Annotated in this window: 20 protein-coding genes and 1 pseudogene; 12 read left to right on the plus strand and 9 right to left on the minus strand. The window is 58.2% G+C overall.

Going from position 1 to position 18,853, the window contains the following annotated elements:
• Positions 1-257: 257 nt before the first annotated feature.
• Positions 258-839: a hypothetical protein gene (locus tag B5525_RS26470; protein WP_079568644.1), complete on the minus strand. Its 582-nt coding sequence runs from the start codon at positions 837-839 to the stop codon at positions 258-260.
• A 1-nt stretch (position 840) separates the two neighbouring features.
• On the opposite strand from B5525_RS26470, the gene B5525_RS26475 reads away from it, so the two are divergent.
• A complete protein-coding gene (locus B5525_RS26475; RefSeq protein ID WP_154073444.1) occupies positions 841-1,032 on the plus strand; it encodes a hypothetical protein in 192 nt (63 codons plus the stop codon).
• A 229-nt stretch (positions 1,033-1,261) separates the two neighbouring features.
• Here B5525_RS26475 and B5525_RS26480 read toward each other — a convergent pair whose 3' ends face one another.
• From B5525_RS26480 to B5525_RS26500, 4 genes are all read right to left on the minus strand, one after another.
• Positions 1,262-1,681 (minus strand): hypothetical protein, encoded by a 420-nt coding sequence (locus B5525_RS26480; protein WP_154073445.1) that lies wholly within the window; start codon positions 1,679-1,681, stop codon positions 1,262-1,264.
• Between the two features lie 416 nt (positions 1,682-2,097).
• A complete protein-coding gene (locus tag B5525_RS26490) occupies positions 2,098-2,316 on the minus strand; it encodes a hypothetical protein (RefSeq protein ID WP_079568648.1) in 219 nt (72 codons plus the stop codon).
• A 544-nt stretch (positions 2,317-2,860) separates the two neighbouring features.
• Positions 2,861-3,927, minus strand: a protein-coding gene (locus B5525_RS26495; RefSeq protein WP_197687848.1) for an IS630 family transposase whose coding sequence is annotated in 2 segments (ribosomal slippage) — positions 2,861-3,438 and positions 3,438-3,927 — 1,068 coding nt in all. Because the reading frame shifts where the segments join, the coding sequence is not laid out codon by codon here.
• A 341-nt stretch (positions 3,928-4,268) separates the two neighbouring features.
• Positions 4,269-4,538 (minus strand): hypothetical protein, encoded by a 270-nt coding sequence (locus tag B5525_RS26500; protein ID WP_079568649.1) that lies wholly within the window; start codon positions 4,536-4,538, stop codon positions 4,269-4,271.
• Between the two features lie 271 nt (positions 4,539-4,809).
• Here B5525_RS26500 and B5525_RS26505 point away from each other — a divergent pair, with 271 nt between their 5' ends.
• The 4 genes from B5525_RS26505 to B5525_RS26525 all read left to right on the plus strand — a co-directional run bounded on the left by B5525_RS26505 (position 4,810) and on the right by B5525_RS26525 (position 7,311).
• Complete coding sequence (locus tag B5525_RS26505) at positions 4,810-5,109, plus strand: hypothetical protein (protein ID WP_079568650.1); 300 nt, start codon at positions 4,810-4,812, stop codon at positions 5,107-5,109.
• A gap of 1,287 nt (positions 5,110-6,396) precedes the next feature.
• Positions 6,397-6,666, plus strand: a complete 270-nt coding sequence (locus B5525_RS26515; protein ID WP_154073446.1) for a hypothetical protein — start codon at positions 6,397-6,399, stop codon at positions 6,664-6,666.
• A gap of 30 nt (positions 6,667-6,696) precedes the next feature.
• Positions 6,697-6,942, plus strand: coding sequence for a hypothetical protein (locus B5525_RS26520; protein ID WP_079568653.1), 246 nt, complete (start codon positions 6,697-6,699; stop codon positions 6,940-6,942).
• Positions 6,943-7,056: 114 nt separating this feature from the next.
• The gene (locus tag B5525_RS26525) at positions 7,057-7,311 is read left to right on the plus strand and encodes a hypothetical protein (RefSeq protein ID WP_425305215.1); all 255 of its coding nucleotides are present in this window, start codon (positions 7,057-7,059) and stop codon (positions 7,309-7,311) included.
• 78 nt (positions 7,312-7,389) lie between these two features.
• Here B5525_RS26525 and B5525_RS26530 read toward each other — a convergent pair whose 3' ends face one another.
• On the minus strand, positions 7,390-7,866 hold the full coding sequence (locus B5525_RS26530) for a hypothetical protein (protein WP_079568655.1): 477 nt from the start codon (positions 7,864-7,866) through the stop codon (positions 7,390-7,392).
• Between the two features lie 2 nt (positions 7,867-7,868).
• Positions 7,869-8,756, minus strand: coding sequence for a DUF6731 family protein (locus B5525_RS26535; RefSeq protein WP_154073447.1), 888 nt, complete (start codon positions 8,754-8,756; stop codon positions 7,869-7,871).
• Positions 8,757-9,005: 249 nt separating this feature from the next.
• Between B5525_RS26535 and B5525_RS26540 the strand changes: the two genes are divergently transcribed.
• The 6 genes from B5525_RS26540 (at position 9,006) to mgtE (ending at position 13,498) form a co-directional block, all read left to right on the plus strand.
• Positions 9,006-9,266: a hypothetical protein gene (locus B5525_RS26540; protein ID WP_079568657.1), complete on the plus strand. Its 261-nt coding sequence runs from the start codon at positions 9,006-9,008 to the stop codon at positions 9,264-9,266.
• A gap of 113 nt (positions 9,267-9,379) precedes the next feature.
• Positions 9,380-9,604, plus strand: a complete 225-nt coding sequence (locus tag B5525_RS26545; protein ID WP_079568658.1) for a hypothetical protein — start codon at positions 9,380-9,382, stop codon at positions 9,602-9,604.
• A gap of 8 nt (positions 9,605-9,612) precedes the next feature.
• Complete coding sequence (locus tag B5525_RS26550; RefSeq protein ID WP_079568659.1) at positions 9,613-9,987, plus strand: hypothetical protein; 375 nt, start codon at positions 9,613-9,615, stop codon at positions 9,985-9,987.
• Positions 9,988-10,024: 37 nt separating this feature from the next.
• The gene (locus B5525_RS26555) at positions 10,025-10,588 is read left to right on the plus strand and encodes a hypothetical protein (protein WP_079568660.1); all 564 of its coding nucleotides are present in this window, start codon (positions 10,025-10,027) and stop codon (positions 10,586-10,588) included.
• Positions 10,589-10,798: 210 nt separating this feature from the next.
• On the plus strand, positions 10,799-11,098 hold the full coding sequence (locus tag B5525_RS26560; RefSeq protein WP_244567587.1) for a hypothetical protein: 300 nt from the start codon (positions 10,799-10,801) through the stop codon (positions 11,096-11,098).
• Positions 11,099-12,112: 1,014 nt separating this feature from the next.
• Positions 12,113-13,498 (plus strand): magnesium transporter, encoded by a 1,386-nt coding sequence (gene mgtE, locus B5525_RS26565; RefSeq protein ID WP_079568662.1) that lies wholly within the window; start codon positions 12,113-12,115, stop codon positions 13,496-13,498.
• 1,661 nt (positions 13,499-15,159) lie between these two features.
• On the opposite strand, the pseudogene B5525_RS44430 reads toward mgtE, so the two are convergent.
• Both B5525_RS44430 and B5525_RS26580 read right to left on the minus strand, forming a co-directional pair.
• Positions 15,160-15,288 (minus strand): annotated as a pseudogene (locus B5525_RS44430) (integration host factor subunit alpha); the annotation flags it as partial.
• A gap of 530 nt (positions 15,289-15,818) precedes the next feature.
• The gene (locus tag B5525_RS26580) at positions 15,819-16,574 is read right to left on the minus strand and encodes an SDR family oxidoreductase (protein ID WP_079568665.1); all 756 of its coding nucleotides are present in this window, start codon (positions 16,572-16,574) and stop codon (positions 15,819-15,821) included.
• Positions 16,575-16,696: 122 nt separating this feature from the next.
• Here B5525_RS26580 and B5525_RS26585 point away from each other — a divergent pair, with 122 nt between their 5' ends.
• Positions 16,697-17,605: a LysR family transcriptional regulator gene (locus B5525_RS26585; protein ID WP_172899980.1), complete on the plus strand. Its 909-nt coding sequence runs from the start codon at positions 16,697-16,699 to the stop codon at positions 17,603-17,605.
• Positions 17,606-18,853: the final 1,248 nt, after the last annotated feature.

Consider the following 18,853-nt stretch of genomic DNA (forward strand, 5'->3'; position numbering starts at 1 on the left):
GGAGGATAGCCGAACTCGGCGCTCTAACTGAGTCCTACTAAGAATAGTGTTTACCCCCCAAAGCGGCTAGTGCGGCCCAACCGCCCTGCAATTGGTAAGCCGAAAAAATGAAAATGGCGGCGCCGATCGGTACGGACGCGATCCGAAAAAATAGCCAATAGAGGTCGTCGTTCATTTGAAAGTCCCCCCAGGACAACAAAGAGCTCAGCACAAGAGCTCAGCACTCCCGGTGAAAGCGCACTCTTATTCGCAGGGCCTTATCGGACAAACTTTTCGCTTAATGTTTTAGCGAGCGCCGCGGGGACATTCGGACATGCTCGAAGAATGTCACCGTCGCTGAGGTTGACGAAATTCTCGCTGGTTTGTCGAATTCGCTGAACGCCGTCCGGGCAAATAGCGAGAAATTCTTTTAGTGCCTTCTCTGCGCTCAGATATGACCCGTCCGAGATCTTTCCCAACCCGTGCTTCGTGCTCATCTCGTGTGCGAACAGGGTTGCTAATCCTTCTTCAAACACGGTGGTCGGAGTAATGCGACACGGCTCCAAAAGATGAACGACTTCATGCGACAGTTGAAAAAGGGCTCGGTTCGGCTCCAAGGCGGCGGATTCGGTGAGCATCACCGACACAAGGTTTTCGTTATTTGGAAACCAAACGTGCGGGATAGTGCCTGAAAATTCGATTCCAAGAATTGTCCATTCCATATTGCGCTGGCCATACGTGCGCTCAGCTTCCCGCAGATACTCACCTAACATTGTTGTCAACGTGTATGCGCAGCCGCCCGCAGGGAGCGGCTGCGTCCAGAATCCGATCGCGGGGTTCTTATAATAAATGATGCTCACTATGCGTGTCGCTTTCAATGTGGAGTTGATTATATTTCGCCTTGAGCCCGATCTCGACCAGGCGGCGACGTCGGCGGAGCCGGTCGCGCAACGGGAGGCGGCGTCGGCGATGTCTCATGGCATGGATCCGCTCGTGCAATCTCATTGCTTTTTCCACTTCGCCTTCAGCCCATCTGCAATTGTTCCAGCCTGATTTTTCTCAAAATTACCTGCAGCTGTCTGGCACGTGAACGGACGGCAGTTTCGGTCCGGTTCATCCGGATGCCGATCGCCCTCGAGCTGAGTCCCGTGAGCGCCAACCTCCGCAGTTTATCATCGTCGGCCTGCGTCCATGGTCGAGAGAGAAGCGCAGTCTCTGTCATTTCCAGCCGGTCTCCGATTGGCGTCGAGCGCGGCGACGCTGAAGCGCTTGGCGGCGCGGCTCACTTCATACTGGAAAGCAACACGTGAACGCGCGAAAACCGCCCGTCAGGGTTTGGCAATTCAGCAATTCCGAGACTGCCGGCGGCGGAGTGACGAGCTTCCGACCGGTCGATGAGGACGAGGGATTTGATTGTCAAATAGACGGCGCCGATCGAGATCCCCAGCGCAATGACGGCTAACACCGCCGGAACGACGAATTGCAAAGTGATCGCCTTGCGGGTCATCGCGGATGCTCGCTTTGACCTACCCCACAGCAAGATGCCACCTTCTGCTGAGTCGGGGAATTGGAAAAGCGGAACACCCAACTCATATTCGCGTAATGGCCGCTTAACGGTCTGTGCGGGGATTTCAACAAAACCGCTCTTCACCCCTTCGCCTTCAGCCCAGCGCATCTCGGGTTCGGCGGAATAGTCGCACACGCTCAATTCTGTCGCACCGCCCGCACCGATATTGAATGATGTCCATGCCGTCAGCGTCGGGAGAGCTTTTCTCGATCTTCATTGTCTGACTACATACGATGCAGTTCAGCAGATCGATGAGAGGGCTTTTGTCGTCGTTGGAATAGTGTTGGCGGTTCCTCATTTCTTCGCCTTCAGCCCGAGTTCGACCAGGCGGCGGATGGCTTCGGGGCGATCCAGTTTCTCGCCCTGACGCGCGATCCACTCATCGACTGACTGCATTTCGTACTCAGTCCACTGTGGGTTTGGATTTGGGGATAGAGCTTTTTGAGCCATCGCCTTTGCGATCGCAACGGATGTAACCGTCGCGGCTGGCTGCTCACGCAAGACTGCTGAAGCGCTAACGGGCCAACAAAGGGGCGCCAACTGAGGCGGCCTTACTTGCGTGGGAGTTTTTCTTCCTTCGATAGTTCGGCCAGAAAATCCGCCAGCGCTTGCTTGCCCGCAAATCTCGCGGCCGAGTCGGACTGGTATCCGTCTCCGGTCATCTTAATACCCAACGGTTTGCTCCTGCGGCGTATCTCCCAGCTCCAGCGATCGGGGCGCTCGCCTTGCTGGTAGGTAACGACGAAATGGTCGTTGGGGCTACTGGTCATCCGCCATACTAGACCGGATTGCCGCACCGCAGCAGACCGTAGTTTAAGCAAAAAGGGCCACTCTAGAATCAAAAGGAACCATTCACCTTGTCAGGGGATGGAGAGGGCTAGTACCGCCTTATGGCCGCGCGACCGCCTGGTACAGGCAGCCAAGGCGCCCCCTGCGCTGGCGCCGATCGATCAGGAGCAACCGCCAGCGGCTGGCCGCTCACTTCCGACGGCTCAAGCGGTAACGGCCACCGGGGCACGGGGTCCGCGCTCGCGAGCCCGCCGGTCACCCCGGTGGGTTTTTCTTGTTGTATTAGTCAAGACGCGACCCATCATCGGGTCACTTAAACTCCCGGCCCATCGCTGTCAGCCTGTGGGGCCCAGCAAACGCCCTCGGGATGAACAAACTCGGCACGGTTACGCTCGGCTGCGGTAGCGTGGCTGTCTTGGAAGCATTTCCCGGCCTCGCTAGAACCGATGTTTCGCGTTGCCGCCAAGCCTCCGTGTCGCGCAAATGAAGCGGCAGGGTGGGCAAAGACCACTAATACCAACGGCCCTAATTATTGACTGTTGCCCATGTTCGGGTGGTTATTGACGCGATGCGCTTTGGATCTTTTTCAAAGAAGTTCCAAGCGTCGCAGGCTTTATCGACGATGCCGTCGTAGTCGTCGAAGACGGTGATCGCGAGTTTGTTGCCGCGCAGATATTCCCAGACGTTTTCGATCGGATTGAGTTCAGGCGCGTAGGGTGGCAGACGCACCAGGGTGACGTTTTCGGGGATCGTGAGCGCGACAGCAATGTGATAGCCGGCGCCATCGAGGACAAGAGCGGCGTGGCTACCTGCCGCCACCTTGCGGCCGATCGCTGTGAGATGCAGCGACATGGCCTCGGCGTTCGCCGCCGGCATGACCAGACCTGCTGCGACGCGACGCTGCGGACAGGCCGCGCCGAACAGGTAGGCCCAGTCGTAGCGCTGGTCGTGCGGTGCGCGGGGCCTCGTTCCACGCTTGGCCCAGACGCGGGTCAGCGTGCCCTGCTGGCCGATCCGGGCCTCATCTTGGAACCAGATTTCGATCGGCTTGTCTTTGGCGTGCTCGGGAATTTGCGCCCTGACGGTCGCGGCGAAGTTTTTTTAAACGTCTGCTGGGCTTCTTCGTCAGCCTGCGGGTGGCGGGGCCTTACCGACAGTTTGCGGTAGCCGAGCTTGGCTAGAACCTTCCCGACCGAACGCTCGTGGAGCGTGACACCGAAGCGCCGCTGCAATTCGTCGCGCAGATCGACCCGCCGCCAACGCACTACCCCGTGCACCGCGGGGTCGGGGCCGGCCTCGACAAGCTCGGCCAATTCGGCCTGCTGCCGCACCGTGAGTTTTGATCCGGGACCTGGCGATTTGAGATTGCGAAGCCCGGCCAGTCCCGCGGCGTTGTAACGGTGCACCCAGTCCCGCAAGGTCTGACGGTCCATGCCGCAGGTTTCGGCCGCCGTTTTGCGGTCCGAGCCATCGAGCACCAGCGCAAGCGCGAGTATCCGACGCGCCGCGGCGCTATCCTTCTCTCCTGTCGCTGCCTTGCGAAGCTCCCAAGCCGTCAGATCAAACCGGGTGATCGATACCGCCGCTCCCATCGATGCCGCTCCTCTCAAAAGCCAGCATCGAGTCAGAGTTTCCCTGATTCGGGAATCCCTAACGAGTCACAGTTTCGGGCCGTTGGTATAATAGTGCGAAAGCGAATTTTGCCGAGATGTTCCACATGGGGAATAGCTCCATAATCAAATTCACAAGAACCCGAATGCGTGTTTGACCGATCTAGGTTCGCAATCGAAGCGCACCAGCGCTGCTGACAAGAATCGGGTTACAGTCGTAACAAGCTGGATTGGCGCTGGCCCTTGCAAGCTCACCCGCGAGCGCGAGATCACGGCCTTACTTCTGGGTGCATCCGGACGAGGAAAGGTGAGGACGGCCAGTTTTAGCAACCGCGGCAAATGCCTTTGACCATTCGGTCAAGCGCCGCGTTCTCGCGATTGATTGGATCATTCGGATCACCCAGGTTCTTCTCGTCGGGCACTTGATCGACCCGCGGTTGGCGGTGGCCGACTGGTGCCCGCAGCAATCGGCTGTCCGGGTTCGTCGATTGAGGAGGTGGTGCGGATGAATTTCCCAAACCAACCGTTTGCGCAACCGCCACCGAAGTATCGATCACGGCCAGCAACGCTATCGTCGCGATCAGCTTTCGCATGATGGATCTCCCGAGTTGGGACACCCCCTCTCACGATTCATGGTAGCGGGGAGATTCGACTACAAGGTGCCCAAACCTCACGTTTCGTTCAGATGTTCGAAGCGCGCCGGCGCCGAACGGCCAGAAAGCGGAACCGTCAGCGGCAGGCGTCTCACGCAAGACGACTGAGGCGATAGCGAGTTCGCACTTATCCACAGCTTCCGCGGCGTCCGGGACTTTGTTCTGGCACCGCGGAGGTCCAAACTCACCCTATGGTTGAGTGGAGGCCGTGATGGTAAATCTCGACGAACTGTATCGCAATCTTGAGGGAAAAGAGCAGGAGATCGCCGTTGTGTACGCAAGCGCCACGGGTCGAAACATTACTAATCTCTCCGAAGGCGAACGCTTTAGGTTGGAAGCAGAGGTCGGCGAACTGATCGAAGAGGCAGAGGAAGCCCTCATAGATGACGAGATGGTGGAAGAGTGGAGAGCACGCGACGAGAGGCTTGCCGCCACGCCGATTGGTCGGCTCATACTTGAGCGCCACGAGATTGAAGAGAAGATTTTGGACGAGTTAGAAGACCAAAACTGAAAATAGCGGTCGACGGGGCTGCCTCGCTTCGTGCCGGGCTGCCTTTTCGCTCCCCAGGCGGGCCCGCAGCCACCACGCTGGCGAGCCCTGCGCTGGCGCCGTTCATGCTTCGGGCCTAATCCGTTTGCTGTTTCGAGGTGATGGTGCTGCAAATACGCACCGCCCTGAACATGTTGCGCGGATTAGCGCTCGCGGTCACAGCGCATGAGCGGGCTTTTCTCTCGCCGTCTCGGACCGGTGTTCTCGTGGTGGAACACCCGTTTCCAATGGCGTGTCTTTAATCGTCAGCGGGAATGCGAGATGGTTCTCGGACTAGGCGTCATGAGTAAACCCCGGCGCTGCCAGCCCCGAGCCGGGGCCATTTTCGTTTGAACCTTTCTCTGGTCTGCACAGACAGATCATCGCCGGGGGATTGCTCGTTCCGGACCCAAACCAACGCCACCAGGCATTATTCGGCTCGGTGGCGTTGTGCATTTCGGTGGCCTACGCATTTGCGAGCCAATAGAAACGGCCCCAGCTGGGGGAAGCTGAGGCCGCCTTAATAGAGCTACCTTGTGCCGGTGGTCTAAGCCGGCACGGTTCACCAAGACGCCAACCGGCGATTCGTTCCCGGAACCTCAAATCGTGAGTGGCACTGGCGAGTCCTAGCGGTGTCTCGATTCGTTTTGAGAGACCGGCCGGCCCATGACGGCCCGCAACTCCAGGACTCACCAGCGGCCTTCGTAGAGTCGGGGAGGGCTGATCTGCGGCGAGGGTGGAAGTTCAAATTCCTGGAACGCGATGACTGCAACCAGTTCGCATTCGTCGCAAAGGAAAAATCCAGAGTCGGTCTCGATCGTCGCGCAAGCGATCTGGCAGGCGTCGCAAACCCTACATCGCATGATCATCAGCAAGTCCGGTCACAGTGCTCTAAATGGCTAACGCATTGCGCGTGCGCAGGTTCAAACTCGCGGCAATCGATTTGCAGACACGGCCGGTTTGGGGGAATTTAGGTTTATTCGCTAAGTGATTGATTTGGTTGGCTCTCCGGGCTGGATTCGAGAGATGCCCTTAACGTGTTGAAATAGCAGCATTATATCCAACGGCACTTCTCAGAAGGCCCACAAAAAGGCCCACAGGGACCGTCGAGGGCAGGGCGCTTTCTGAAAATATATTTTTGATTCCGGCCCCGCCCGCGCTTCAATGGCCACATGCCCGTCCCCCCAACTCACCCGCCGCCGATCTCCGGACCACCAACACGAACGGTGGGAGATTTATTTCGGCGACATTCGCGCCGGGGTGATCTCGGTGCGCAGCGGCAATCCGCGTGACACCGATCTATGGGAGTGGTGTTGCGGGTTCTATCCCGGCTCGCATCCGGGCGAGTGCAGTGGCGGCACGGCGGCAACCTTCGACCAAGCCCGCGCGGACTTTGAAGCCGCTTGGCGGCTGTTCCTCGCCAACCGGACCGAGGCGGACTTTCAGGCGTGGCGAGATCATAAGGCATGGACAGCGGAGAAGTATCGGCGCTTTGATCGCGGCGAGCGTATGCCGCATGACTGGCGGCCGGGCCAATGAAAGGTTGTTGAGCCCACAAAAAGGTGAGCGATGACATGGCACACCAATGAAATAGAAGCCGCGACCGTCATGATTCAGGATGGCGACCGCGACATCGGATCGATCCATCGCAGAGCCGGGCGATGGCACGTCGAGGTGTTATGGCAAGGCCCCGGCGGCGATCTCAAAGGCGACTTCGCGGAGTATGCCTCGGCGCTCGCGTTCGTCGAAGGTGTGCAGAAAACCATCACCGCAGTCGAATCGATGCTGGCAAAATACAAAGAGCGACGGCGATGACCATGCTTCCGATCTGGACCCTGCCGGAACCTATGTGAATTTCACGTCTGCCGGTGCGGAGCTGTTCGCCTGATGGTGAAGGGGTGGCGACGGCCTTTTGAGGACCCGATCCCCTTGCCGCGCGGTCGGGCGCTCGTCACGCTCAGGGACGCGGCGGAATACATCACCAAGCTTCCGAAGGCTGAGCACGACGCCCCGGAATGGCAGGCGGCAATGGAAGCCCTGCTCTTGGTCGCGGAGTCTGGCGGCCCGACCATGTTCGCCCGGATCGGCGTCATGCGGGCGCTAAATCGGCAGGTCGAGCGGGTGTTCATTCCCGAACGGAAAGAAACGCATTGGGGAAAGCGGAAGCTGGCGCGGGATCAATGAGGGGCCGCGCCGCCCCTGACCGCGACGTTCTTTCTGGCGTGTCTTGCGGCTATGGAAGGGTGTGGCGCTGGAGGAAATCTAGTGGTGCTGGCGCGCAAAGATACTGAACAAATATCCTGCGCGGTAGACGGCGGCTGCGGTCCAGCACGAAGCCGCCAACCAAATCGCGATGTATATCGCGTGCAAGGAATGAGGCTCTGGCGCCTCTTTGATGACCATTCCCGGCACAGAAGCGAGTGCCAAGCCCGCGCTCAACCCGGCAGCAATAACCACGTAGGTCAGCATCTGCCGATAATAGATGCTTTTCTTTGCCCTGCCGATAAATCCAGATTCCGTGGTGAGGAGAAAGGTATAAATGGCGAGTCCAAAACCTGCGGTCACCGTGGCAAGCGTAAAAACAGCAACGAAAATATTCTCGATTGCCCATTCTTTGGCGTGCAATTGGTGCAGCCAATTAGGAGCATACAGATACCCCACCGCTAAGCCGACGGCGCAAGCCGCGAGCGGGTAAACCCGCTCCCATTGGAGCGCTATACGGCCAACCAAGGCGGTCATTTTCATGATCCAAAGTGCTTGAGCAAATACGGCAGTCGAGTATCAAATTCAGACTTCAGAAATTCGCGGCGGATATTGTAGTTCTTTTCAACGCTGACGTCAGAAAGCTCTAACTCCGCGCGGCACTTCAGGTGCTCTTCCAGAAAATCAATGTTCCGGCCTTCGTCATCGTTGGTCGGATCGGCCTGAACTTCCAGCTTATCTATGTCGGCGCCCGAGTTCAGAAGCGCGTTTATCTCACGCTTGGTATTTTCGAAGTCGAGAAACCGCTTCTTTCTCTTTTCCCTGCCAGCCTTCACTGTGATGGATAATTCTAGGCCATTGAAGGCCTCTGCCAGCAGTCGCGCTCCTCGCGCCGAAGCTAATCCTTGATCGTCCAGAGCTTCAAGGTTTGGAGGTGACGCAAACGAAACTGTGAAGCCTCTCAGTTTCCGATCCTTGAAGCGATCCAGCGCGTCCTGACGCAGGATAGGCTCAAAGAAATAGGTCCCGGCACCATTCAGCAGAGTTCGAATGTACAGCGTGACCCGGTTCGGGGTTGCTGAAAGAATATTGGTTTGCAGTAGCATAATAGAGGTCGGTCGATGGAACCTGAAAGCACAGATATGCCCAAGACCTTGATCCCTGTCGAGTTTGATCGGTTCTAGACCTAACGGGCCGTCCTGAGGCGGGATGTTATCCATTTGCTTTCGGCTGAATTGCCCGTCAACGTATTCGCCGTCTGCTTCACAACGTTCAACACGGAGCATCACGCCACCGCCCAAGTCCCGCTCCCGACTAAGAACGGGCTGGCCCATCTGTGCCAGCAACGTATCGGCAAAATCCGGCAACATCCCCTTCTCAGGCGTAGCCCGATAAAATCGAGCTGAAACAATTGCGTCCGTGGCCATCTCTCCCCCAAGCCCTTTCGGGGAGCATGCCACAACTGCCGCGAATTCAACAGAGTTGTTACAACCTAACATACGGATTTGTGGCGTTTGCGCCATAATACGGGTGGAAAGTGTCCCCGATCCCGCCCGGCGCAAGGAGATCATCGGGCGGGACCGAAGACCAGCAAGGGCCGTTGATGTCCGCCCGATCTCCACAGACAGCAAGCAGCCGACAGTTCCCTTTCCCGCCGATCCTGCTATTCCGACCCGATGAAATTCGTTTCGCCGAGCCACTTCGCTGATCCCGACAGCGCCGCCCGTAAGCTGGTTGAGATCGCCAACGCGGCCGAGGCGGTACAAGATGGCCGCATTTACATTGAGCTGATCAACGGCCCCTTTCTCAAAGAAGGCGGCACGCCGGACCAGTTCCGAGCCGCCCTCGCGCGCGCAACCACGTTAGGTTGGCTGTTGCGGCACGAATCCGGGACCTATGTGAAGTTCACGCCTGCCGGTGCCGAGCTGTTTGCCTGATGGCGGCCAAGGGATGGCAGCACCTGTGAATAGCCGGGAGAAGGTCGCAATCCCCGTATCACCACCCTGCATTGTGTCATCTTGGGTGAAACCCCGATTCGCAGGAGCGCAGAGTGGCTAACGACGGCATCAATTTCGACTGGAACGATCAAGCGGGCATTGCTGTAGGTCAGCAAGACGCCATCGCAGTGTATGCAAACGACAACGGTGATCTCGTCCTCCGCCGACAAAAAGATTGGAATGAGGAAGAGGATAGCGTGATCGTCGTCGCCCCGGCCTTCGCGCGCCAACTCATTGAAGCCATGGAGCGCACCTTAAAGGAAATGCAATTGAAGTAGGTGGCAATATGGCCAAGTCAGTGCGAGAGGTACCTACCGATCTCTTTATCCGCGCCAACAACGCGGCAGCCGACGGCCCCCGTGGATTCGAGAATGCTACGATCTCAATCATCAAGGCGCTTTCCAAAGAGGCAAGTGCCGATGATCTGCTTGCAGTGACCTACCGTCTGCAAGCCTTGGCTAAACTTACTCAAGGCGGTGACATCTCTGGCCTGACAATGAATTTGCATGGTCGCGAGTATAAGCTGATCAACGAAGCAGCGCTCAAGGCCGCAGCAACCTGTCCGCTGGCCCTGCGCGGTAAATTCGGAGAAGTTGAATTTGATCGCGAGAAATTTTTGCAGCTTGCCCTGTCTTTTGCGGAGCCCGAAGGCAACGGATAGACGCACAGGTATTTTGTGGCGACCAACGGAGCGATGAGTGAAAATTCCCACGGGAACAATCGAGCTGCTGACGTTAGCACTTGTCGTCACCACTGCCATCTATGCCTACTTCAACTATTTAATGGCGAAACGAAACGGTGAAATGGTTGCGCAAATGAAGGCGCAGCATGAGAGCTTTCTAGCTCCGGTGATCGCCGTTGCAATCAAAATCAAACATCGCAGCATGATGTGCCTCTTGGTAAACAACCGGGGCCAGTCTCCTGCAAACAACCTGAGGCTTTCGCTTGATCAAGACTTTCATCAGTTCGGGAACTCGCCGGCAGAAAGCAACCTTCGCAACTTTCCAATGTTTCAAGAGACGATACCGTCATTCTCGCCCGGTGAAGAATTGTTTACGTTCATGGTGCAGGGCCATGAGCTTAATGATTTGACCCCCAAAAACTTTTTTGTCCGCGCCAAGTATGAGTTCGGCGGCAAGACCTACGACCAATCGCACAGCATTAATTTGGCGGCCTACTTTCGCACTTCACAAGATCGCGATGAATTGCTGGACGAAGCCCAGAAGATCAGCAAAGCCCTGGAAGACATTGCTAGAAAGTGATCGGGGCGCCGTGCTATCCGCGATCTGATACGGAGAGGACGCCTAACGCCGCGATGCGGCGCGTTTGCGCTTAATGACACATCACAGGCATTGCGCTGCCTCCGTTTGTACCAGAAGCGGCCCTGAGGATAGTCGGTAGGATTACTTTGCCGCTTGAGGAGTTCGCGCCATTCGCAATCCGCGGCGCTCTCCCTCGGGACGCCAGCTTTCGTGCAGGCACAAGGAGCAGCACCCTCGCAATCCGGGGCACAGAAACCACCCGCTCAGTCCAGCACGGTCATACGGAGCATACAGGTTGTCGACGTCAAGGACCTGCAACCGGCCGTGCGCTCGAAGGTCGATGAGATCGTTGCGCAGACAAGCGAGAAAGATATTCAGGCACTTCGCAAGTCTATTGACGCGAGCCCTGAGGTGGCAGCCGCCCTCAAGGCCAAGGGCCTGAATTCGTCACACGTCGTTGCCATCAACGTCGCTGACGGCGTCCTGACGATGTTTACGAAGACAGCTTGAAATCAGGATTACTAAACTAACGTGGAGAGCCACATGCGGGATAGTCGGGCAGGCAGCTTTCGAAAGTTCGCCGTTATCGCTGTGGCGTTCATCCTGGCGGTTGCTATCCTCACTTGGGGACCGTGGAACAGTACCCATGTTGCGCCTAATCCCGGACCGAGCGGAACACCGGGATCGACGACGCTAGACCAGACCCCACCGCCAGCCGACGGTCCCTCAGAGGCCACCACAGGGGCGGCGCGCTGACCGCACCTTTATCAGCCACTTGTCAGATGCTTCTCGGCTTCGCGGGCGTAGCTTCCATTCATTCGAGCATTTTAGGAGCATTTTGCCGAGCGGTCCTGATGGGACGTTGCCTGGTATTCGGCCGTCTCGCGCCAGAGCTTAACGGCTGTGCCTTGGGCTTGACTCTGGGTCAGGGCTCCGAACTGAGGGCAACGCCATGTTAGACAAACAAAAGCAGGGTCCGCAGTGCACCGCCTGCGGTTCTCCGATGAAGTTGTCGGCAATCGAGCCGAGCGCGCCGGGCCAAGACTGCGAACGTTTACTTGCCCACAATGTAAAAGCGTTCAGCGGCACATCGAAAGTACGGTGACTGGGGCTTGGTTAGCGCCAAAGCAGTAAGGTCGCCTCGCTGAAACCAAGAGCCTGGTTCATATGTCTCTGGTCCAGAGCGCTGCGGCTTTTTCCCGAGGCCCATACCAAATCGTTGCGCCGCAACATCCGTATCCCGGGAAGCAGCCGGCATCCTGCAACCGGATCGGGAAGGTTGACCTCCGTCATGCACACTAAGCGCGCCGTGCCCTCCGATTACTTTTGCTGATCGACTTGGTGTACCCGCTACGTGGACACCAAAGGTGACCTCATGCTGTTGTGGCTTCTGCCCAGCCTCATCCTCACATTCAACCGCGATGTCGCGGCACTTTTGCGAAGTGCCGGCGGGCTCTGAAACTATCTGCTTATCGGGGTAAATTGGAAGTGATATCCGTCCATCGTCGCACGGAGACGTGAATCATGACCGACCTTGACGTCCAGGATGCTGCGGCGAAGGCCGACGACATGGCCAATCCGGCGTTCCTCGCCGCAAGCATGATCGAAGAGCGCGCGGCTGACATCGTTGAAGCCCTCAACGACATGCCTCCGGAACTCGCGGTCGCGGTTCTGCTTCATCTGCCGCCCGATCGCGCCATTGAAGGCCTCGACCAGCCAGGGCTGGAACGCGAGCCTGAACTCATCACGCTGATGCCGCGGACAGTAGCCGCAAAGCTGCTTGCCGGCGTGTCGGCCGACCGCCTCGCCGACATCTTCCGTCAGGTAACAGAGCCTCACTGCTCCGAGCTGCTCGATCTTCTCGACCCCGACACCAGGGTCAACATCCGCCGCCTGCTGGAGTATCCCAAGCACACCGCCGGATCGATCATGACGACGGAATTCGCCAGCGTTCCCTCGACCTACACCGTCGGGCAGACGCTCGACTATATCCGTCACGTGGAAAGCAGCCGGGAAACCGTCTACGCGATCTACGTGCTGGATCCCCTCAGCAAGAAGCTGGTCAAAACGATCACCCTGCGCCGGCTGATCACGGGAGATCCGGAAGCACCGGTGCTGTCGGTAGCCCGTCAAGGCCGTCTGATCACCGCCACTCCCCTGATGGACCGGGAAGATGTCGCGCGCCTGATCTCGAAGTACGACCTCCTCGCGGTGCCGGTCGTCGACCATGGTCGCGTCATTGGAATCGTCACGGTCGACGACGTCATCGACGCCATCGTGCAGGAATCCACTGAGGACGTACAGAAGTTCGGCGGCATGGCGGCCATCAACGAGCCGTACATGGAAGTCGGCTTCTGGCAGATGATGAAGAAGCGCGGCGGCTGGTTGTGCGCGCTGTTCCTGTCCGAAATGCTGACGGCATCGGCGATGCAGGGCTACGAAGGTGAGCTGGAGAAGGCGATCGTGCTGACGCTGTTCATCCCGCTCATCATGAGCTCGGGAGGAAATTCCGGATCGCAGGCCACGTCCCTTCTGATACGCGCATTGGCCTTGCGTCAGCTTGAGATCAAGGACTGGTGGCGCGTGGCGTTGCGGGAAATCCCGAGTGGACTGGCTCTGGGGGCTGTGCTGGGCCTTGTCGGCATCGTCCGCATTGCGCTTTGGCAGTATCTGGGCTTCTACGACTATGGCGAGCACTGGATGCTGATCGCGCTGACGGTTGCCGCCACCCTGGTCGGCATCGTCATGTTTGGCTCGCTGACCGGATCGATGCTGCCGTTCGTTCTGCAACGGATCGGGTTCGACCCGGCCAGCGCCTCGGCGCCGTTTGTTGCAACCCTGGTCGACGTCACAGGATTAGTGATCTATTTCACCGTCGCTTCCCTGATCCTGCGGGGAACGCTGCTGTAAACATCAGTAAGCCGCCCGGTCGAGCGAAGGGGCAGGGCCCTGGCTCAACAATTAGGGTCGAAGGTCACTCGCCTGGGGGAGGCGGTTCGACCGGAAGTAGCGATGGTTCAGGGCGAGCAAAAGATTCAGGCACGTGATGCACCGCTGTTGGATCGGGCCGAGAGCACAAAACTCTCAGTCACCAGTGAAGCCGAAGGTCGGGGCGGGTACTGGCCGAAATAAGCCAATCGCTGATTCAAATAGTCGCCACCAAGCGGAGTATGATCGCGCGGCGGCGCTGGTATTTCCCTGGCCGGGCCCTCAAAATCCCCAGCAGGCTAACGTAAAAGTACCATGTCACGGTCGTATGACAAGCGCGCCCTATCAGCTCGCCACGTTTCTGGCTGTCTCACCCATTCAGGGGATTGCTCCCGGACTCACCTGCTGTAGGTGTTGCGCGCGATCGAATACATGCGGCGCGGCGGCCGAACGCGGCGGAGGCGCTGACATCCTGGGCCGCAGGTTCTGTTCGGAAGCTTTGGCAACGTCGCGGGATATTTGTCGCTGGCTGGCCTTGAGCTGCTCGATCTCTTGCCCCTCGCTCGCGAGATCGCGCGCCATCGACTGGAGCAACTGCCCCGAGTCGGGAGACAGGGCGGCGGCGGTCGGCGCGACGCCTTCGGTGCGGTCTGAGCCGGAACTGCCGGTTGCGGAGGTACTACGTTCGCGTCGGCCGCCTGAACGGTAGGTGGGCTCGGTTGCTCCGGGGGGCCCGGGTTTTCCAGCAGCGGCGATGAAGTAAGGACGAGCTGCGGCGCCCAACTTGCGACAATCTGTTTGGCCGCGTCGCCATAGAACTGCCAAGCGACGCCCGCGCCACCGATGCACGCTGTCAATAGGAAGCCAGTGAAGGCGCGTACCGCCCGCCTGCCAATCGAAGGCCGGTCGCCCGGGACTTGGACATTGTTGACGGCAGCAGGGCGAAACGGCATATCGACCGGGAGAATCGGGGGGCCAGCGGAGAAGTCGGACCCCATGCGGGTCTGCGGATCCGAAGAATAGCGCATGGCGTCGTGCGCCAGATTGGAAAGCCCTTTATCCTCGGGCGCGACCAGAAGTATATCGCGCGGATTTGTTTCGGGTTTAGCGTGGAATGCATTTGGCGCTCCGTGCTGCACTCGGGCGAGATAATGGGAGGGCGGGCTGGCTTCATCGCGACGGGCAGGTACACCAGGGGCTGAAGAAGGGGAATGACCTGGTGCGAGTGGCCTCGGGACACCATGCGATCGACGATAGAAGCCCGCTGATGGCATCAGCTAAAAAACCGAACAAAGAGATTACGAAAATCCGAAATAAGTAAGCCTAGGATGGCTCCAGCGATGGTGCCACCAATTAATCCGCCACCGGCTTGCCCGTACATATCGGGATGTGTCCAAATCCCAATCTCCAGAGAGGCTGCGTAGACCAGTCCTAGGCAAGCTCCGTACATCGCAACTCTAGGCGTGTACCATTTGTTCATTTGGCTGCTCAATCGTCTTGGGGTCGATATGGAAATTCACGTGGCATCGACGCTACGTGTCGGTGATCTGAGCGTCCGGATGCGAAATGATCGTCATGAACCAAATGGCGCTGAAAAACAGCGACCAGAACGTATCCCAGTAGATCCAGACCATCGCAGCTGCTCACACAACGCCGCTGGGGCAGCGGCCATCGATCCGCTGCTTCGGAATGGCCGGCGGCGGCTTACGATCACGCGGAGAAATCGTCAGCTCGGTGCCGGTCTTCGGGGTACGGCCGATACGCTCACCTTTCGAGTGATTTTTCGTCATGGCTCTGTTTCCTTGTCGCGTCGGAATTCCCGATCGTCAGGAAATGCGCATGACGGCATAGGAATGCGAGCATGATTCAGCGGTTCGTCCATAAACGCGATATAGGAATCGAGCCGAATGGTGGTGGCGGGGAATCGGGGGAGGGGGCCAATGTTTTCACCGGTCTGCACAGAATTTGGTTCCATTGGCCGGGCGGTGCCTGGCCATTGGGAAAACGATTTATTGTCTGGGCCGAACAACAGCTATGCCACCTTTGGTCGAGCGTCATACGCGTTATGTCATGTAGTATCGTCCTTGAGATCGGTCAGGATCTGCTCATCAAGGCCACAGACTTCGAGATGGGCGTGCCGTCGATAGTTTTCGAGGATTGCCTTGCTGGCACGGGTTCATCAGGCGGTCGATGGTTCGATCGACAACTTCCATTCCGCCTCGTGATGTCGAACTTCATGGCTGTATCTCGCGTACGTAATCGCCGCTGTCCGGCTGCTGCTATTTTGGGGCCGTTACCGGTTTCAGATTTGCCCCAAGCCGCCGTCGACGCACAGATCGATGCCGGTCACGAAGGAGCTCTCATCCGATGCGAGGAAGACCGCTGCCTGCGCAGTCTCCGCCGGCGATCCCAGCCGTCCAAGCGGGATGGCCGCGAGCAATTTCTCCCTGGCAAATGCAGCCTGGGCGATGGGCACGCCCTCGTTCATCTTGGCGCCCATCGGGGTTTCCGTCGGTCCCGGGCTCAAACTGTTCACGCGAATCCGGCGCTGCTTCAGGTCGCTGGTCCAGCTGCGCGCGAACGACCGAACGGCAGCCTTGGTCGCACTGTAAATGCCTAGTCCTGGCGAGCCTAGAAAGTTGGCCACCGACGAGGTCAGGATGATCGAAGCGCCGTCCTTCAGCAGCGGAAGCGCCTTTTGCACGGTGAAGAACAACCCCTTGACGTTGGTGTTGAACGCGTTGTCGAAGTGCTCCTCGGTGCTAACCTGAAACGTCGCGACCTTAGCTATGCCGGCATTGGCGAACACGACATCGAGGCGATCGAAGGTTTTCGATATCTCGGCATAGAGGTTGTCCAGGTCAGCCATCCGACCGACATCCGCGGTAATGCCGACTGTTCCCCCGCCAACGTCGCGCACCGCGGCGTCGACCGCTACCCGATCGCGGCCGGTGATCACGACCCTGGCGCCCTCAGCTGCGAAGGCCTTGGCGGAGGCAAGGCCGATCCCGCTATTGCCGCCGGTAATAAGTGCGATTTTCCCGTTCAGTCGGCCCATTCGCCAATCTCCTTGGTTGTGAAGCGCATTTAGGGCGACGTATACTGTTTAACAATTCGCTGCTTTTGATACAGGGTGTTCAGGTGTCCTTACCAATCCAACGGGCTCATCTTGATGGACTCGTGGTGTTTGTCGCCGTTGCTGAGCTGCGCGGGTTTCGGGCGGCTGCACGACAATTGGGTGTCACTCCGTCGGCGATCAGCCAGACCATTCGCGCGCTCGAGCAACGGGTCGGGGCGCCGCTCTTGTCACGCACCACCCGCAGCGTCGGCTTGACCGAGGCAGGCGAACGGCTGCTGGTTCATGCGCGGCCGGCAATGGAAATGCTGTCGCTAGGCTTGGACGCGGCGGCCAGCCTCGGCGACGACGTCAGCGGCCGGCTCCGCATCAATCTTCCGCGCGCGATTCTGCCGCTGCTGGCTAACCGGCTGCTGCCGGATTTTCTCGAAGCTTATCCTAATGTTCAGTTAGAGCTCTGCGGTGACGACAACTTTATCGATATTGTCGAGCAAGGTTTCGATGCTGGGATTAGAATGGCGCGGTCGGTTCCGACGGATATGATCGCCGTACCAATAACGCCGCGCATACGCTTCGCCGTCATTGCGGCCCCATCCTATGTCCGCAAGCGCGGCCGACCGTCTCGCCCGAGAGAACTTGTGCAGTTCAACTGCATTCAGCTGCGGCGCTCGACAGGCGGCATCTTCGACTGGGACTTCGTCGAGGACGGAAAGCCGGTCAAGGTCCCAATCAACGGATCGCTCATCGTCAACGATGTCGAGGTATGCCTGCGCGCCGTTCTGCGAGGAGTCGGTTTTGCCCGGCTGCCGATTTCGCTGGTGATGAGCTACATCGAGAAAGGCGAGATGGAAACCGCTCTCGATGAATACGCCGTCGAAAGGCCGGGTTTGATGCTCTACTATCCGAGCCGAAGCCAGTCGCTCCCGAAGCTTCGCGCGTTTGCCCACTTCGCGCAAAAGCGAATGCGGCGCGACTTTCGCGCGGGAGACTATCTGCCGACCGTCTTGCATTGAGTAAGAAATGACATCCAACCGGCCTCAGACCTGATCAGGCCCGATGTCTCAGATGGGTCAAAAGGCGAAATACTCTCGCCGAGCACATGTTTTCCGCTTCGACCCCAACAACGGACATTGCTCAACAGGATCGGCATGTCCGTTCGGTGCCAGAAGGCGACCTTGTGCTGATGGTGGGTTCAGCGCAAACGCACGCTCCGAAGCTTTGACGACCGTCGATGGGTGTTCGACGAAACAGGCGCATGGCGCAGTCTAGCTTTCATGTGCCAGTCAGCGATCCGGGCTTGAAGAGCGTGTCATGGTGCGCGCCGTGAGACCGCTAAGGTCGCTCAGCACGGCCCGAGGCTGCGCCCGGATTGACTCCAGACTCGATACAGCAAAAATAGGCTCAGCCGGTCGCGTCGAGGTCCGTCACGCCCGGTTGCTTGCAGTTATTGGGGTACGAAAAACGTTTCCACACGGCCTGGACCCATAAGAGACATGTCGAAAATGTTTCCATCTGATATCATTCACGCCGTTCCAGAGTTCATTTGGGGAATGTCGGGTTATGACCCTCAAAACAGACATCCGGCGGGCGGGCTCTCATGTCAGCTATGAACGCCGTGCCGATGCTTTCTTGAGCGGCTCTATCAGTTCTTGAACTGAGAATGGCTTTGTTAGAAACGCGATGCATCCAGAGTCCAGCGCAGCCCTTGCGGACGGCAGGGTTGTCATTCCCGGTTATGTAAATGACCGGCACAGAATTTCCAGCCGCTTTCAGGCCATACCTCAACTCAACGCCCGACCCGTCCTCAAGGCTGATGTCTAAAACAACGCAACAAGCATCTTCGAAATCGACTTGTTCTTTAAATGCCTTCGCTGAGGAAACAGCAAGCTGTCGTACCCATTTGCGCGAAGCAGCCGCTTCACGCTCATAAGCATGCCGGGGTCGTCATCGACGACAAAGACGACATTTGGAGTTGTGCAAGTCATGAAATGGCGACGATGATGCTTTCAGTCGCGGCACACATAAGGCACGCGTAAGTGCGCAAATCGGAGCCGGGTTTATCCGGTTCAAGGCGCGAAAGGACCATCGGACACTCGCAGTCCTCACAGAACGGACGCTCGCTAGTGGGTTTTCCAAAAAACGAGGGAACCGAACGATTGAACATAACACGCTTCCCTGGTTGGGCGGGAGCGCGACACTCTCAGTCACCGATAGATGCCGGGACGGGGCGGTGATGTACCCATCATGTGCCTCGGGATTCC

This window comes from Bradyrhizobium erythrophlei, from assembly GCF_900129505.1.
Taxonomy (GTDB): domain Bacteria; phylum Pseudomonadota; class Alphaproteobacteria; order Rhizobiales; family Xanthobacteraceae; genus Bradyrhizobium; species Bradyrhizobium erythrophlei_D.

Coding starts and splice junctions, on each gene's coding strand:
- B5525_RS26475 (WP_154073444.1), top strand. CDS start 841: ATGCGTGTCGCTTTCAATGTGGAGTTGATTATATTTCGCCTTGAGCCC.
- B5525_RS26535 (WP_154073447.1), bottom strand. CDS start 8,756: ATGGCCACGGACGCAATTGTTTCAGCTCGATTTTATCGGGCTACGCCT.
- mgtE (WP_079568662.1), top strand. CDS start 12,113: ATGACCGACCTTGACGTCCAGGATGCTGCGGCGAAGGCCGACGACATG.
- B5525_RS26530 (WP_079568655.1), bottom strand. CDS start 7,866: ATGACCGCCTTGGTTGGCCGTATAGCGCTCCAATGGGAGCGGGTTTAC.
- B5525_RS26520 (WP_079568653.1), top strand. CDS start 6,697: ATGACATGGCACACCAATGAAATAGAAGCCGCGACCGTCATGATTCAG.
- B5525_RS26540 (WP_079568657.1), top strand. CDS start 9,006: ATGAAATTCGTTTCGCCGAGCCACTTCGCTGATCCCGACAGCGCCGCC.
- B5525_RS26580 (WP_079568665.1), bottom strand. CDS start 16,574: ATGGGCCGACTGAACGGGAAAATCGCACTTATTACCGGCGGCAATAGC.
- B5525_RS26505 (WP_079568650.1), top strand. CDS start 4,810: ATGGTAAATCTCGACGAACTGTATCGCAATCTTGAGGGAAAAGAGCAG.
- B5525_RS26550 (WP_079568659.1), top strand. CDS start 9,613: ATGGCCAAGTCAGTGCGAGAGGTACCTACCGATCTCTTTATCCGCGCC.
- B5525_RS26500 (WP_079568649.1), bottom strand. CDS start 4,538: ATGCGAAAGCTGATCGCGACGATAGCGTTGCTGGCCGTGATCGATACT.
- B5525_RS26490 (WP_079568648.1), bottom strand. CDS start 2,316: ATGACCAGTAGCCCCAACGACCATTTCGTCGTTACCTACCAGCAAGGC.